Genomic DNA, 16,731 nt, shown 5'->3' on the forward strand with positions numbered 1-16,731 from the left:
CTTAATCTGTTAAAATGTTTTCTTTTGGCATTGTAAACTGTTTATTTTCATCGCCCAAATCCGGCAGTCCGAAATAGAAGTACAATGTTCTTTTAAACATTCCGTTCAGATGATTCGGTTCACTTTCAGGACCTAAAGTGGAAGTATCATTATTAATATTAAATGCCAAAACAGTTCCCAACGGTGGAATCGCATCGAGGAAAGAGATATTTCCTGTTGGCAGTTTCGGGAAACCTTCTGCACCGTAAATTCCGTAAAAATCAAAAAGTCTGATGAACATTTTTTCTTCTTTAGTTCCAACAGTGATTTTCCCTTCTGCTGTATTCAATTGCAACCAAGAAATATCATCGAAATAACCTTTAAATTCGGGATAAATCCAAGGCGAAATACCAGTTCGGGTTGAATTTCTCAAATTTTGCCAGACATTATATGTTTGTCCCTGAGTTCTGTTTTTCCAAACGTGATACGGACCTTTGCCCAGCCATTTTGCGCTGATGACATAGTTTTCAGGATAATCAAAACTCACCCCAGAAAATTGATAATCTCCAGACAAAGAATATTCATAATTTAACTCTAAAATTCCGTTAGGATTGAGTTTCCAAATGATTTTATTTCCGTTTTTGTAATTGACTTCAATTAATTGATTTTGTCCTTCTGCAAAAGATTTTATGGAAGATAATTCCATTGTTCCGTTCACGAAAACAGGGCCATTTTTAAAAGTTATTTTTTTGCCTTTTTTATCGACAATAATAGATTTTAATAAGCCGTCTTTTTTACCAATGGCAAATTCTTTTTCGTCTGATTTTAAAATAAATTCAACATCATTTTCGACGATAGAAACCGGAAATTCTTTCGTTAAAGATTCTGAAAACTGATTTGAATTTTCATTATTCAACTTCAATTTCCAAGTCCAGGTGTAAATTTCTTTTCCGAAAGAATCGGTTGCCGTTAATAACAAACCTTCATTTTCCTTCCAGTTTGAAGGAAGATTTAATTTAACATCTCCTTTTTCTGTTGGTTTAATATTCGGAGATTCTGCTTTTCCTGTTTTAATAATATCAAAACCTGATTCTGAAGAAAAAGGTGTTTTAAATTTTACTAATTTCCATTCAAACTGACATTCATTTAGATTGGTAAAATGATAACGGTTTTCAATTGGAATGATTCCGTTAAAATCATTCGGCAAAGTTTTCAAATCAATTTTTACAGGACTGTAAATTTCGCGGATTGCGTAAAAACTTCCTTCTTTCTCACGATGCGGACCGACAATTCCATCCGGAGCGTTAATCGCATTCACATCTATTTGGTTATTAAAATCGGTTCTTACCAAACCTTCATCGGCAAACGCCCAGAGAAAACCCCCTGCGACTTTTTTGGAATTCCAGTGAAGTTCCCAATAATCGGCTAGTGAAGTTCCGCCACCGCCGTCGTCCTGTGCGTGTAAAAACTCGGTCGGCATATAAATATTTTCTCCTTCGAGAATTTTTTTTGTGCTGTAATAATCTTCGTAATGATTGCAGTCGATGCCGTTGAAAGCGTTTCCTGGCTTGTGATGTGCGTGAATAACGGGACGGTTTGACAAGTCGTATTTTGCAAATTCTGCATCCAAATCAAAATTATGTCCGCCTTCGTTTCCGTTGCTCCAGAAAATAATCGAAGGATGATTGGTGTCTCTCGTCACCATTTCCTTCACAAGCTTTTTCCCCACTTCTGTGCTGTACTTTTTTTGCCAACCCGCCAATTCATCCAAAACATATAACCCGAGCGAATCGCAAATCTTTAAAAATGATTTATTTGGCGGATAATGAGAACAACGAACGGCGTTCATATTCATTTCTTTGATGAGCTGAACATCCATTAAATCTATGTTTTCTGTAACAGTCCTACCCGTTTCCGGCCACCAAACGTGACGGTTGATGCCTTTCATTTTCACCTTTGTTCCATTGATGAAAATTCCGTCGCCTTTTCGGATTTCAATCGTTCTGAAACCGAATTTTTCTTCACTTTGACTGATTGATTTTTTATTTTTATTTAAAGTGAATTTTGCTTTGTATAAATTCGGTGTTTCAGCTGTCCAAAGTTTTGGATTTTTAACCGAAAATTGAATCTGTTTTAAAGTATCTCCTTTTTGAATTTGAACCAGAGATTCGCCAACCAAATTGTTTTTAATATCAAATAACTCTACTTTTATATTGTTGGCAGAATTAATTTCATTTAAATAAATATTGGAACGAAAAGTTCCGTCTGCTTTGGCTTCAATCGTTGTTGACGAAATATGTTCTTTCGGATTAGCTTCCAAATAAACAGGTCGGAAAATCCCGCCTAAAATCCAATAATCTGCAAGACGTTCTGCATTGTTGACGGATTTGTCTCCGGACATTTTAGAAACTTTGATTTCAAGAATATTTTCTTTTCCAAATTGAATTTTATCTGAAATATTATATTTAAATTCATAAAAAGCGCCCTGATGAATTGCTCCAGCCGATTTCCCATTGATTTTGACTTCCGTGTCGGTCATTGAACCTTCGAAAACGATGTTGATTGTTTTTCCTTTCCATGAATTTGGAACCAAAAATTTGTGTTTGTATAAACCCGTTTCGTCGTGAAACTTGAAGTTTTTACCATATGTTACATAATCCCGACCGTAATTATACGAACCGAAACCTTGTTGTTCCCAATGAGAAGGCACATTGATTTTGCTCCAACTTCCCGATTTTCTACCAGAATTTATCCAAAAATCCCATTCTTTTGTATGCTCAGCATCTTTCCCAGTTAAGAATTGAATTTCTTTAGACTGAGAAAACAAAAGCTGTGAACAGACACATAAAAGAGCGAATATTTTGGAAGAAAAATTCATTATTTTGCAGCAGTGTCGGAGTCGTCTTTTTTATCGTAAGATTGCGTAAGAGAATCTACTTTCGTCACATTGACTTTGGTTTGCTTTAAATTTTGAATGTTATTTAAATTTTCCATTTCTGGTTTTAAAGCTTTGATTTTCAAATTTTCAAAAGTGAAATCTTTTAAATCAAACAAATCTGATTTTTCAATAGAAAATGCTGTCTCGCAACTTAAATCTATATTTTTGATGGTAATATTATTAGCCAAGCCTTTTTTCGGTTTTGCTTCTCCTTTCAAATCAAAAAACTGATTCCAACCTTTTGCATAAATGAATGTTTTTACATTTCCTTTGATGTTATCGAGCGTGATGTATTCGTAATGTTGAGGCGTGTCTGGACGCATCTTCAAGTGTAATAATCTTGACGCATCTTTCACGGTAGAATTTCTGAAAATGATGTTGTAATTATGAATTGATTCGCTTCCGCAAGTGAGCGCAGAATGGCAGAATCCAAAAGTATTGTCTTCGATAATGATGTTTCTGTTTTCTCCGTTATTCGGGTCAACATCTGCTTTGGGACCTTTTCCACCTTTCAAAGCGATAGCATCGTCATTGACTGACAAATAACAATTTTTAATTAAGAAATTGGTACAAGCATCGATGTCAACCGCATCTGTACTTGGTGCTTTTACAGGTTCTTTTGGAGCAAGAATGGTCAGATTTAATAATTTAACAAAATCACTTTTATAATAATGTGTGCTCCAGAAAGGTGAATTTTTAATCGTAATTCCTTCAATCTGAATGTTTTTAGAATTTGAAACGTAGATGATTCTTGGTCTCATTTCGTCCATATTGGTGCATTTAGGATTCCATTCTCTTCTTTTCCAGAATGATTTCCAGAAACGAAGTCCGTTTCCATCCAAAGTTCCTTTTCCTGAAATCGTGAAACCGTCCAATCCATCTGCGTTAATCAAAGCCGGAAAATATTTGACAGTCTGACCTTCCATTCTTGTCATTACAACCGGAAAATCATTGATATCGTCGCTTCCTTTTAATTTCGCTCCATTTTCCAAGTACAAATGCGTTCCCTGCTTAAAGAAAACTGAACTGATGAGAAAAGTTCCTTTCGGAACTACCACGACTCCACCGCCATTTTTAGCTGCCAAATCAATGATTGCCTGCAGTTGTTTCGTCTGAAGAACCGTGCTGTCATTCTTCACGCCGTTTTCAGTAAGGATATATTTTTTTCCTAATTTATTGATGTCTGTTGGTTTGTTTTCTTTAAACCATTTGTCAATTTTAGTTCCGTCTGGCCATTTGTCCTGACTTTTTAATCCATTCGAACATAAAGCGAGAATGAATAGAGACCAAACGAATTTGGATGTATTTTGAAATTTCATAATATATTTATATTGCTGTATGACCTGATTTTTCTGAATACTTATTTACAAAACATAAAAATCAGTAAAATAACTTTCAATTAGTCTCTCCTTACTTTATTATAACGCTAATTTTTAATGCAAAGTTCGCAAAGATTTTTTTACCACTAAATGCTTTTAAGGTTCGCAAAGGCGTTTGACTTCGTCGAATCTTCGATTTCACTCAACAATGAGTACAAAGGCTTTTAATTACATATAGATTCGGACAGTCAAAAGTAAAATCATTCGTTCATTTCATTTTCATAAAAATATACATTCTATGTACTTACAGCATCCTGCTCTTTCATGTTGAAGTATTTTTAAGATAATTTCTATTATGGTTGCAAATTTAATTTTTATAAATCTTGAATTTGAATATCGTAATTCACACTTTTCATCAGATCAAAAATGAAATTTAAGTAGAAATACTGAATTAATTCTAATGGTATCTGAGTAATTTTGGATAGCTAAAACTAATAACCACGAATTCTTTAATAACCAGAAAATCATTTCTGGCAAAGATTAGTTTCTGATATATTTAGCTGATAAAAACATTTTTAATAACCATAAAAACAACATATTATGCTTAAAAGAAAAAAAGAAAGTTCTGAAAACGAAAATTTATTACTAAAGCAATCTGTTCAGACCCAGAAAGGAGTTTTAGAAGAACTGATGTCCGGATATTCTAAACTTACGATTGATGACCCATTATTTCCGTTTAAGGAAAAAAATCTTGAGGAAATAGGAAATGACGTAGATTATGGTGTTTTAAAAGTATTGGATGGCACCTGGGTAAGCTATAATGCTGATTACAATTCTAATATCGACAGAAAATTAAACGGAAGCGGAATTCATACGACGATTATGCCTTCTCCGGGCACTAATTCAGGAAGCATTCCCGGAAAATTCAGTTTTGAATGTGAAGAATATATTGAAAAGCTGACATTTTCTTTAGTTCCCGGCGGCGTTCGTAATCGTGGCGGCGGAAATGAATTATTTTGCGGTGCCATCAAATATGAGCAGAGCATTCAAAGTGTAAATACCGTAGAAGGGCAATCTGCTTTAAAATACACTCCGATTCATGAGGAAAACGGAATGTATCTATGGTTAAGCGATGTCTACAATCATGCAGCAACCAAAGAATCGATTGAAAGAGACCGTGGAATTCATGCTTTTGATGAACAGGATTTTAAAGATTACGGTTACAAAGGAGAATACAGAAATGAGCCTTTGGTTCAGATTTCATCGGATGAAAACAATAAGCAGTACATTCTTTTAAGCGATCTAAAAGAAGGCCAGGAATATTATGAAATCATCCCTGCAAAAGAGTTGAAACCGGGTGCAGGCAATCAAGGGCCTTATTTTATTCCGGATTATTCTATTTCGAGAAGCGGTGTTATTCCTCACGGAAGCACAATTACATTGCTTGGTGATATTGTGCCCAATCAATCGGGTTATCTGATTGATGGATCGCCAAAATTTCCGACAGGCGATGCAACATGGAATCCTGATTTTCTTTCGATATCACCGACTATGGGCGGAGCTGGTGCAAGTGTTAAAAATCCGATCAATCTTGATCAACCCGCGCCGGCTTGGGTTCATGAAAAATTGAATGACCAAAATGATCCTGGTGAAAATAAAATCTATACCCAACGAATTTTAGCTCACGATTTATATCCGTATTCTGTACGACCAGATATGCGATTGAGAGATACTTTAAGCGGGCAAAATGTGAGCAACTACGTTTTCGTCCAGATGTCTTCAAGAAACAAAACAGGTGCGCAAGGAGGTATTTTAAATGTTCCTTTTGTCAACCGTTTTGTGCCAACAGTTGAAATGAATATGCGGATGTGGATTGAAACAGTAATCGAAAACGGAAAAGAAATTCTTCAGTTACAATATGAGCAGATCATCTTTTTTGAGTTTATGTTTGGTGATGATGGTGGTACGACAAGCTGGCCACACATTCAGGTAAATACCCTTCGTAAACTGGAAGATATTCCCGCAGATCAAAGACGTGTGATAGAAGAGCAGTTTTTTGAAGGTCCGAAAGCAAATATTAATTCTTTTTCAAGTGAAGTTAATCCGCCAGCGGGTTGTCCTTATCATAAAGGATAAAACTTTTTGTGAAATTTAAATAAAAACAGCACCACTAGAATTCCAATGGTGCTGTTTGCTTTATATGACTGATTTTCTTTATTTTAAAGCTGATTTTAAGCAAAATTTAAAAATTTATTTTAACTCATTGCTTTTTCATCCGTAAAGAACTCAAATCCTTCTTTTTTGTTAATTAATTGTAACGGATACATTTTTGGATTGTATTCTCCATTCAAAACTTCATTCAGAGCATGTTTTTTATTTTCACCGAATGCTACAACCAAAATATTTTCCGCTTTGTTAATAATTGGAGCAGTTAAAGTGATTCTGAACATTTCCTGAGGTTTTAGATAATAGGCATCCACCCACTTTTCATTTTCGTCTAAAATATTCTCACCAGGAAATAAAGAAGCCGTGTGACCGTCATCTCCCATTCCTAAAAGAATAAAATCAAAAACACCTTCATCACCGACAACATTCCTAATTTCCTGCTCATATTCTTTAGCATATTCTTCAGGTTCAATTCCGTCTTTATACATCCGGAAAATCTGGTCTTTATTGACAGGAACTTTATCAAAAAGTGCTTCAAAGGTCATTTTTGCATTGCTTTTTTCGTCATTTAAAGGAACCCAACGCTCGTCAACCCAAAAAAAGTAAACTTTATTCCAATCAATTTTATCTGCATATTCCTGAGTCGCCAACAAATTAAAAATTGCTTTCGGAGAAGAGCCTCCGCTTAGTGCAACGGTAAAACGATTGTGTCTGTTAATCGATTTTTTTGATAATTCAACAAAACTATCGGCTGCTTTTTTATATAATGTATCTAAATCGTCAAATACGGTGATATTCATTTTCTTTTTATTTAAATTTAAATCATCCTAAACCCAGCTGTGGCCTTGTCTTTCAACCAAAGCAATACTGTCTTCCGGTCCCCAACTTCCCGCTTCATAATCCGGAAAAGATGAATCTTTTCTACCTTCCCAAGTCTCCTGAATTGTTTTTACCACATCCCAAGCCTCTTCTACCTGATCGGAACGCATAAACAAAGTAAGATCACCAATAAGTGCATCCAGCAATAAGGTTTCGTAAGCTTCCGGAGTATCTTCCTGACAGGCAAAATTATCGAAAATCATTTCAACAGGCTTCAAAACCAAAGAAAGCCCTGGTTGTTTTGCCATAAACTGCAATCTGATATCCATTAAAGGTTGTATATTAATAATCAACCTGTTGGCAGACAACAATTGTGAACTTTCAGAGAATGTAGAATGTGGAAGCGGTTTAAACTGAATCGTAATATAGGAATGTTTTTCCTGCATTTTTTTACCTGTGCGAACGTAGAAAGGAACGTCCTGCCATCTTTCGTTATCCAGATAGAATTTTACCGCTGCAAAAGTTTCTGTATTTGAATCAGGAGCAATTCCGTCTTCTTGGCGATACCCTTTGGCTTTAACTCCATTGATAGTACCTTTTCCGTATTGGCCTCTCACGGCGTAATGATCTACTTTATCGGATGAAATTCTTCGGATTGATTTCAGAACATCTACTTTACGATCCCGGATTTCGCCTGATTCCAAAGAAGCTGGTGGTTCCATCGCCACCATACAAAGGATTTGCAGCAAGTGATTCTGAATCATATCACGAAGTGCTCCGGTTTGTTCGTAAAAACTTCCTCTGGTTTCTACACCCACTTCTTCAGCAACCGTAATTTGTACAGATTCAATGTGTTTGCAGTCCCATAAAGGTTCAAAAATGGAATTTCCAAATCTGAAAGCCAAGATATTCTGTACCGTTTCTTTCCCTAAATAATGATCGATACGGTAAATCTGTTCTTCTTCGAAAGTCTCGGCCAGCAAACTATTGAGCTCTATTGCCGACTGTTTGTCGTGTCCGAAAGGTTTTTCAATAATGATCCTGTCTTTTTGAGGATCAGATGCTAATGAAGTATTTTTGATATGATTGGAAATCGTAGAAACGAAATTTGGCCCGATGGATAAGTAAAACAATCTGTTTCCTCTTTTTCCGTAGACAGTGTCAAATTTTTCTAATTTCTGGTACAAATCTTTGTAAGAACTCTCCTCATCCAGCTGATGTTGGAAATAGGTAATATGTGCCTGAAACCCAGCCCAATCTTCTGAAGTTACTTTCTTTCTTGAAAACTGTTCCAGATTTTGTTTGATGTAATTTTTAAAATATTCATCGCTGTTATCTGCTCTTCCGAGTGCCAGAATATTGAAGCCTTTCGGCATTCTGCCATCGATGTATAAATTATAAAACGCCGGAAAGAGTTTTCTTTTGGCTAAATCTCCCGTTGCACCAAAAATAATGATTGTCGTTGGCTGCAGGATTTTATTTTCACTCATTTTTTCCGAATATTAGTTATTTGCAGTTTGCCAAGATGCATGAAAAACACCTTCTCTGTCTGTTCTCTGATAGGTATGTGCTCCGAAATAATCACGCTGAGCCTGAATCAAATTAACCGGCAAAGATTCTGTAGTGTACGCATCAAAATATCCTAAAGCGGTCTGAATCCCTAAGCTTGAAATTCCGTTTGAAGCAGCAAATGCCGCAGTTTTTCTTAATGAAGAGATTTTATTTTTAACGATCTCAGAAATATCTTTGTCTAATAAAATATTAGATAAATTAGTGTCTTTCGTGTATGCTGAGTAGAATTTCTCCAATAAAACCGAACGAATGATACAGCCTCCTCTCCAAATTTTGACAACATCTTTTAAAGGAATTTCAAACTGATATTCTTCAGATGCTTTTACCAACAATGCCAAACCTTGTGCATAGCTGATTAATGTTGCCAAATAAAGTGCTTCGCCAACTTCTTTGATGAACTGTTCTGTATTTTCAGGACTTACAATTTCATTTTTAGAATATAATTGAGAAGCTTTCACTCGCTCTTCTTTGTAAGCTGATAAGATTCTTGAAGTTACGGCAATATCAATAGTCGGGATAGAAACACCAATTTCCATGGCTTGTTCGGAAGTCCATTTTCCGGTTCCTTTTGCTCCTGCTTTATCTAAAATCTGGTCAACAAGATAACCGTCTGTCAAATCATCTTTTTGCTTGAAAATATCTCTCGTGATTTCAATTAAGAAAGAATTCATCTCACCGTTGTTCCACTCTTTGAAAACTTGGTATAGTTGATCGTTATTCAGTTTTGCTCCTTTTCTTAATAAATCGTAAGATTCGCTGATGAGTTGCATGATGGCATATTCAATTCCGTTGTGAACCATTTTTACATAGTTTCCGGCAGAACTTTTTCCCATATAAGCTGTGCAAGCTTCTCCATTCACTTTTGCTGAAATAGCTTCCAGCATCGGTTGAATTAATTTAAAAGCTTCTAAATCTCCTCCGGGCATAATACTTGGTCCTCTTCTCGCTCCCTGTTCACCTCCCGAAACTCCGATTCCCATAAAATGTAGATTTTTTGAGGCTAAATCAGCAATACGTCTTTCAGTATCTTTGAAATAAGAATTTCCTGCATCAATCACGATGTCTCCTTCACTTAAAAGTGGGGTGATGTTCCCTAAAACAGCATCTACAGGCTTTCCTGCAGGAACCATCAGAATAATTTTCCTCGGGCTTTCTAATGCGGCTACAAAATCTTGTAAAGTTTGAGTACCTATTACCTTCATTTCTGAAGCAGCACCTTCCTGTAAATCCTTTATTTTTTGTTCGTCAAGATCAAATCCTGCAATTGAAAAGCCGTTATCGGCAATATTATAAAGAAGATTTCGCCCCATTACACCGAGACCAATGACCCCGTAATTATACTTTTCCATTCTTACTTAAGATTTATTTTATTTTTACGGGTCAAATTTACGGAAATGCAAACCAGTAAAAAAATTATCCGAAATTTTCTTTCAATGGTTATGGTAGTTTTAATCAACTAAAAATCTGTAAACATTCAAAATATCTTCAAGCTTCTTTACATCGTCATTGGAACGTCCATCAATAAAATTTCTGTACCTTCAGTTGTTGATTTGATATTTAAATCTGAAACATCCCAAACTCCGAAACCATCTCTCGTTTCCACTTTTTGTCCTTCAATTTCTGCGCTTCCTTTTAAAATAAAAGCATACACACCGTTTCCTTTTTTCTTGATTGGGTAGTTGGTTTCAACATTCTTTTCGAAGTTTCCTAAGTGAAACCAGGCATCCTGATGAATCCAAACGCCTTCGTCATCTGCATTGGGAGAAAGAATCTGCTGGAATTTATTCTGACCTTTTGTTTTGTCTAAAGTAATCTGATCATATCTTGGTGCCACATTTCTTTTATTTGGATATATCCAGATTTGTAGAAACTTCACCAAACTATCATTATTTTTATTGAATTCGCTGTGCATGATTCCGGTTCCGGCACTCATCACTTGGATATCTCCACTCTTAATAATAGCCGAATTTCCCATACTGTCTTTGTGCTCCAAATCACCTTCCAAAGGGATGCTGATGATTTCCATATTGTCGTGAGGGTGCGTTCCGAAACCTCTTCCCGCCTCTACTTTATCATCATTCAGAACTCTAAGAACACCAAAGTGCATTCTTTCAGGATTGTGATAATTCGCAAAACTGAACGTATGATTGCTCACCAACCAGCCGTGGTCTGCCTTTCCTCTGGAATCGGCTTTGTGAATGACCGAATTATCTTTGATTTTTGAATCTGTATTGGGTAAATGATTGTATCCAATCGGTTCCAATGGTTCTATTTCGTCAATCTCATTTTTCATTGTATTTCCCAATGAAGCAGTTGCTACGAACATTCCTGTTCCGAGTAATCCTTTCTTTAAAAAATCTTTTCTGTCCATATCTGTTTTGTTGTTTATTCGTTATTGATAAGACAAATTTATGGTGATGAGAATTGCTGTGCATTTAACTAGTTTAATAAATTAAATTTTCTTTTGTCTTGAAACAAAAGAAACAAAAATTCAAGACTTGGAAACTTCCGCTAAAAATTAAAATTCAATCCTAAAATTCCCAAACTTGCGCAAATTCGAAATTAGTTATCATTAGAATATTTGTCTCGCGCTTCGAACAGTGGGAATTTTTTAACGGTTTAAATTTTAATTTTCTTAACGCTCCATTTTCATATGTCGATTTACATATTACAACTCATTCTTGGATAATTTAGGTAAGTTTCTTAAACAAAAAGACAGGATAGTTTACACGCCATGTATAAACCACCCCGTCAAAAATTCTTTGAATTTTCGCCACTAGTGCCTCAATATTTTTTATTTATTTAATTGATTCGGCGAATCTCGTTCCTCGATTTCCAAAGGAGGGGAATTCCCAGAGTATTATTATTTGATAATAGAAATTATTTTTCTTTAGTTGCCAAACGCTTTCTGATTGTACTCACAAATTCTTTAGAAACACCCAAATATGAAGCAATATAATACTGCGCAACTCTTTTTGGGATCGTTGGATACACTTTTATGAATTCCAGATACCGGTCTGATGCGCTTTTGGAAATAGTATTCACCAGACGGTTTTGGAGCGTAAACAGATTTCTCTGAACCAACATTCTGAATACCCTTTCAAATTTTGGAATTTCCTGCAACAACTTTTCTTTGGTGATCGGATTCAGCATAAAAATCTCTGAATCTTCAATGGTTTCAATATATAAATTGGAAGGTTTCTGATCCTGAAATGAAGCAATGTCACTAATCCACCAATCTTCAATAGCAAATAGAATCGTCACTTCAAAACCATTATCATCAAGATAGTAAGCCCTTAAACAACCTTTGTGGATGAAGCCTTCAAACTGGCAAATTTCACCTTCCCGAAGTAAAATTGTTTTCTTAGGAATCGTTTCACAAACCAGTAAATCTGTAAAGAATTTTTCTTCATCAGCGTTAAGATCGATGAAACGGGTAACGTTCTTGATGATATTTTCAAACATAAAAATAAGTTTATGGCTGCAAATTAGGGAAAAGTGTATAAACTTCATTCTTTAAAAGTCCGCTTCCTCCGCCGTAATGGTCGATAACCTTAACTTCTTTATCTAAATTTTCGCAAAATACTTTAATATGATTTTCAAATTCTTCCTCTAAACCAGAACTCAAAAGAACGATGTCTACCTGATTTTCTTTGATGTAATTATAACAGATATTTTCATCGCTTTGAACCTCAGCTTTCCAACCTTCATTATTTTCGATGATTCTTTTTAATGTTTCAAGAATTTCGTTATTCTTTCCTATGACCAAAAAATTTAATATTTTCATATGTATTTATGTTTGAATTCTTGCCTATTCTTAATTTTATGTGGCAAATTTATGGCAATAAAAAACCTCGCACATTTAACTAGTTTAATTAATCATGAAACTCTAATTTTTTTATGCAAAAAATAAATAGAGACCTGCCAACTGGGCAAATCTCTATTTTATTAAAGTCTTAATAACTTACTTATTATTTGATTTAAAAAGCCTTAAGCTGCTCGTCGTAAAAAAGAATCGCATCATCAATCACAGAAGTTATTCTCGGGAAATTGTTATAGCGTTCTCCGAAAACTTCCAGTCCGGTAAACTCTGTAGAGATATTGCTTGCAAAAGTACTCGTCAAATTTATCGTTCTCAATACCTGACTTACCTGAATCAAAGTATTGATTTTATTGTCAATAGATAACTGCGGTGAAAGCTGTTTTCTTAAACCTTTCAGCTCATCCAACTGCTCTTTCGTTACCTTTTTTTTCTTTTTTCCCATGAAGTAAAATTACACCTTTTCAGAAGGCGATATTTTTATTTAGTGTTAACAAATTGTTACGTGGGAGGGTTTGTTTTTAATTTGATTATAATTTAAATAATGGACAACATTTTATGTTACATAAATAATTACATTACATTTTTCACATATAAAGAAACATTAGCAACTTGTAAAGTTTTTTTGCATGATAAAATTGTTGCAAAATAATTGTAATTGATTTACATTTACGAAAATGAAGTCTTAGAGAGGAAAGAAGTATCTTATTCTTATAACATTAAAAACTATTTACCAACGGCCATATGAGTAGAATAAACATACAAGGAACAATTGACAATATACGAAGTAAATCAAATATTTACACTCCAATAGTTGAAGCTATTGTTAACTCAATACAATCAATTGTTCTGAAACAAATTACTAATGGTAAAATTGAAATAATTCTTCATAGGGAAAATATTATCGAGTTTGAAAATTCTATTCCAAATGTGAAAACTATAGAAATAAAAGATAATGGAATTGGATTTACACAAGAAAATAGAGATAGTTTTGATACTTTTTATAGTGAATATAAAAAGTCAATAGGAGGAAAGGGATTTGGTCGATTTATGTATGTAAAGTATTTTGATAATGTATATGTCAACAGTGTTTTTATAGATACACAAAATATTCTGCAATTAAGATATTTTCGTTTTGGTAAAGAATACGAAATTATTGTTGATGAAAAAATCACACCTTCTACAGCTAGTGATACATTTAGCACAGTAACTCTTGAAAATATTAAGTCAGGACACACATTTGATAAGCATTTAGAAACAATTGCCCGAAAGATACTTGACAAAATACTAATATATTTCATTAATGATACTTTTATAGCTCCTACAATAATTTTAAAGGAAGCACAAGGAAATCATTCTATTGTACTAAACGATTACCTTACAGAAATCAATGAAATTAAACTTTGGAAAAGTGAAGATTTCTTCCTCTATGATGACAAAAATGAAGAAAATCAATTTACAGCGAAAGTATTTAAAATTTACTATCCTGGAAATCAAAAAAGTAGGATTAGTTTAACAGGACACAATAGAGAGGTAACTGACACGCCACTGTATAAATATATTCCAGAATTTGAAGATGAGTTTTTTGAAGAGGATGAAAATGGAATTAGAAAAAATTATATAATAAAGACTTACATTTTAGGTAAATATTTAGATGAGAATGTGTCTTTAGAACGTGAAACTTTTGACTTCCCAAAGGAATCTAAAGACATATACTTTCCTTTTAGCCAAGTAGATCTTGAAAAAAAAGCAAGTGAGTTATCTAAGAATTCATTTGGAGAAGATATACAGCTAAGAGTTCAGAAAAAAAGTGAACAAATAAGAAACTATGTTAATGAATCTGCTCCTTGGCATAAATCTTACCTAAATGAATTAGATATTTCAACTATACCTTACAATTTAAAAGATGAAAATATTGAACTTGCATTACAAGAGGTAAAGTTTAAAAGAGAGCAAGAGACCAGAGCAGAAATTAAAGAATTTTTAAGTAATCCTGAAGTTTCTTATAATGGGCAGATGGCAGAAGCTATATCAAAAATTTCAGAAATAGGAAAGAGTGATTTAGCACATTATGTGTTTAATAGAAAAATCGTTCTCGATGCATTTAAACAGTCACTGAAAAGAAATGAAAATGGCAAGGGAGAATTAGAAAAAGAGGTTCATAATCTAATATTTCCAATGGGGAAAACTTCTGAAAATTGTGACTATCAAGATCATAACTTATGGCTTTTGGACGAAAGATTAATTTTTTCTGAATATGTAGCTTCTGATAAAAAAATATCTACGAAAAAAGATGCTTTGGGGGAACCTGATTTGGTAGTTTTTGATAAAAAACAATCATTTAGAAGTGGAGATAATAATTACAGTAATCCTCTGACTATATTTGAATTTAAACGCCCTAAAAGAGAAAACTACACAGCAGATGACGATCCAATAATGCAAGTTGGTAAATACGTTAAAGATATTAGAGCAGGAAAATATGAAATGCCAGAAGGATTAGAAAAAATAAAAGTTAATGACTTCACTCCTGTTTATTCTTACATTGTTTGTGATTTAACAACAAAAATCAGAGAGTTTGCAGAAAATCTTCATTCGTTAACAAAAAGTCCTGATGATGAAGGATATTTTGGGTTTCATAGAGGTTATAATATGTATGTTGAAGTTTTAAGCTTTAAAAAAATGATGGATGATGCAACCTTGAGAAATAAAATATTTTTCAAGAAGCTACAATTAGAATAATTATCCGCTACCCCTTTAGCGCAAGCTTCGCGCTCATGCTTCCACTAAAAAAAACAAACGGGCACGAGCAATATGTTAACGCCAGCAGAATACAAACAACAACCCTCGCCCACAAGCGGGGGTTTTGTACGATATCAACCACGATAACTTTTTTTAGAAATTTTTTATCGGATAAACCTATTTTTTCAATATTAATTTTATATTTGTGATCAGAACACACAAAAAAAACAAAATGATGATTACCACAATTTACCCTTCCGCACGCGCAAGAATCTTTGCCAACTCCACAATTTTCAACTCATTTCAAATTATCAGTTCATACAACCGAAAAACTGGTAAGAAGCAGCAGAAAAGCGTTTAGATCAGGCTTTCAACTGTTCAGTTATGGTTTTCAACCGCTTCGTCAGAGCATTCAACCGTTTAGTTGAGACGATCAACTATTTAGTTAAGGCGTTCAATCGTTTAGTTGCCGCAATCAAGCATTTAGTTGAAGCGTTCAAGCACTTAGTTGAGGCAATCAAGCACAATTTATTACATATCAACACTTTACACCGCCTTTAAAAAGATACAAATAACGAAATACCAGTTATTGTAGACGATTATTAAGTTCAATTTATAAACACAAACAAAAAATTTCATTATGAAAAAAGATCAGGTAAAAAGAGATTTCATCATTGCAGATTCTGTGTTGAAACAGAAAGCAGATGAGTTGATGAATTTGATAGACAGAGACATCACCGAGTTCACAGACCGTGGCTACAATGCTGCAAAGAAAACAGAGCTTATTGAAGCACGCACCGCCGTGGAAAATTACCCGAATGATGAGCAGCTGGAAGCCATTAAAATGGATCTGACTGCCCAAAAAGATGCCGCAAGAAGTGCCTTGGAAAAAACCATGCGCAGCATTTTCAATATGGCAGAGAATGTTTTCGGACAGTTCGGTGCGAGGTACAAGGAATTTGGCAATGCAGCAGTAAGCCAGCAAAGTGATTCTGGACTGGTGCGTATCGCCAAAACCATGACCGCAACCGCCACGAAATATCTGACGGAACTTGCTGAAGAAGGGCTCACTGAGGATAAAATTACTACGCTCACAACCCAACGTGAAACTTTGGATGCAGCCATTGATGCTCAGGCAAAAGGCATATCTGACCGCAATCTTGCAACGGAAGGACGCATCGAAGCGCTGAACAGGCTCTACAGATTACTCAGCAAATATGCAGGCATCGGACAGGATATTTTCTATGAAACCAATGAAGCCAAATACAACGATTACATCATCTACAACACGCCAAGCGGTCTGCCGGAAAATCCGACACCGACACCATTGTAACATTGTAAAAACAACGAATCCTCTCAAAATGATTGAGAGGATTTGT

The 16,731-nt window shown here is 34.6% G+C and carries 12 protein-coding genes; 3 read left to right on the plus strand and 9 right to left on the minus strand.

The genetic code is table 11. The features are described 5' to 3' along the window. Position 1: 1 nt before the first annotated feature. Positions 2 to 2,857 (minus strand): glycoside hydrolase family 2 TIM barrel-domain containing protein, encoded by a 2,856-nt coding sequence (locus tag LNP04_RS03885; RefSeq protein ID WP_229985264.1) that lies wholly within the window; start codon positions 2,855 to 2,857, stop codon positions 2 to 4. Further along, on the minus strand, positions 2,857 to 4,236 hold the full coding sequence (locus LNP04_RS03890; protein ID WP_229985265.1) for a glycoside hydrolase family 28 protein: 1,380 nt from the start codon (positions 4,234 to 4,236) through the stop codon (positions 2,857 to 2,859). Before LNP04_RS03890 ends, LNP04_RS03885 begins: the two co-directional genes overlap by 1 nt. A gap of 600 nt (positions 4,237 to 4,836) precedes the next feature. Between LNP04_RS03890 and LNP04_RS03895 the strand changes: the two genes are divergently transcribed. Next, complete coding sequence (locus tag LNP04_RS03895) at positions 4,837 to 6,372, plus strand: peroxidase, FMP-type (protein ID WP_229985266.1); 1,536 nt, start codon at positions 4,837 to 4,839, stop codon at positions 6,370 to 6,372. Between the two features lie 119 nt (positions 6,373 to 6,491). On the opposite strand, the gene pgl is transcribed toward LNP04_RS03895, so the two are convergent. From pgl to LNP04_RS03930, 7 genes are all read right to left on the minus strand, one after another. Further along, positions 6,492 to 7,202 (minus strand): 6-phosphogluconolactonase, encoded by a 711-nt coding sequence (pgl, locus tag LNP04_RS03900; RefSeq protein ID WP_229985267.1) that lies wholly within the window; start codon positions 7,200 to 7,202, stop codon positions 6,492 to 6,494. 27 nt (positions 7,203 to 7,229) lie between these two features. Further along, complete coding sequence (gene zwf / locus LNP04_RS03905; RefSeq protein WP_229985268.1) at positions 7,230 to 8,711, minus strand: glucose-6-phosphate dehydrogenase; 1,482 nt, start codon at positions 8,709 to 8,711, stop codon at positions 7,230 to 7,232. 12 nt (positions 8,712 to 8,723) lie between these two features. Continuing rightward, positions 8,724 to 10,142 (minus strand): NADP-dependent phosphogluconate dehydrogenase, encoded by a 1,419-nt coding sequence (gene gndA / locus LNP04_RS03910; protein ID WP_229985269.1) that lies wholly within the window; start codon positions 10,140 to 10,142, stop codon positions 8,724 to 8,726. 146 nt (positions 10,143 to 10,288) lie between these two features. After that, positions 10,289 to 11,164, minus strand: coding sequence for a pirin family protein (locus LNP04_RS03915; protein WP_229985270.1), 876 nt, complete (start codon positions 11,162 to 11,164; stop codon positions 10,289 to 10,291). A 509-nt stretch (positions 11,165 to 11,673) separates the two neighbouring features. Next, positions 11,674 to 12,258 carry a Crp/Fnr family transcriptional regulator gene (locus tag LNP04_RS03920; protein WP_229985271.1) on the minus strand — a complete coding sequence of 195 codons (585 nt, stop codon included), beginning with the start codon at positions 12,256 to 12,258 and terminating at the stop codon, positions 11,674 to 11,676. A 10-nt stretch (positions 12,259 to 12,268) separates the two neighbouring features. Beyond that, complete coding sequence (locus LNP04_RS03925; protein ID WP_229985272.1) at positions 12,269 to 12,580, minus strand: hypothetical protein; 312 nt, start codon at positions 12,578 to 12,580, stop codon at positions 12,269 to 12,271. A 193-nt stretch (positions 12,581 to 12,773) separates the two neighbouring features. Further along, positions 12,774 to 13,058 (minus strand): hypothetical protein, encoded by a 285-nt coding sequence (locus LNP04_RS03930; RefSeq protein WP_229985273.1) that lies wholly within the window; start codon positions 13,056 to 13,058, stop codon positions 12,774 to 12,776. A 299-nt stretch (positions 13,059 to 13,357) separates the two neighbouring features. On the opposite strand from LNP04_RS03930, the gene LNP04_RS03935 reads away from it, so the two are divergent. Both LNP04_RS03935 and LNP04_RS03940 read left to right on the plus strand, forming a co-directional pair. Continuing rightward, positions 13,358 to 15,352, plus strand: coding sequence for an ATP-binding protein (locus LNP04_RS03935; protein ID WP_229985274.1), 1,995 nt, complete (start codon positions 13,358 to 13,360; stop codon positions 15,350 to 15,352). Positions 15,353 to 15,992: 640 nt separating this feature from the next. Then, positions 15,993 to 16,685 carry a hypothetical protein gene (locus LNP04_RS03940; protein ID WP_229985275.1) on the plus strand — a complete coding sequence of 231 codons (693 nt, stop codon included), beginning with the start codon at positions 15,993 to 15,995 and terminating at the stop codon, positions 16,683 to 16,685. Positions 16,686 to 16,731: the final 46 nt, after the last annotated feature.

Origin of the sequence: Chryseobacterium sp. C-71, assembly GCF_020911865.1 — a bacterium.
GTDB lineage: Bacteria > Bacteroidota > Bacteroidia > Flavobacteriales > Weeksellaceae > Chryseobacterium.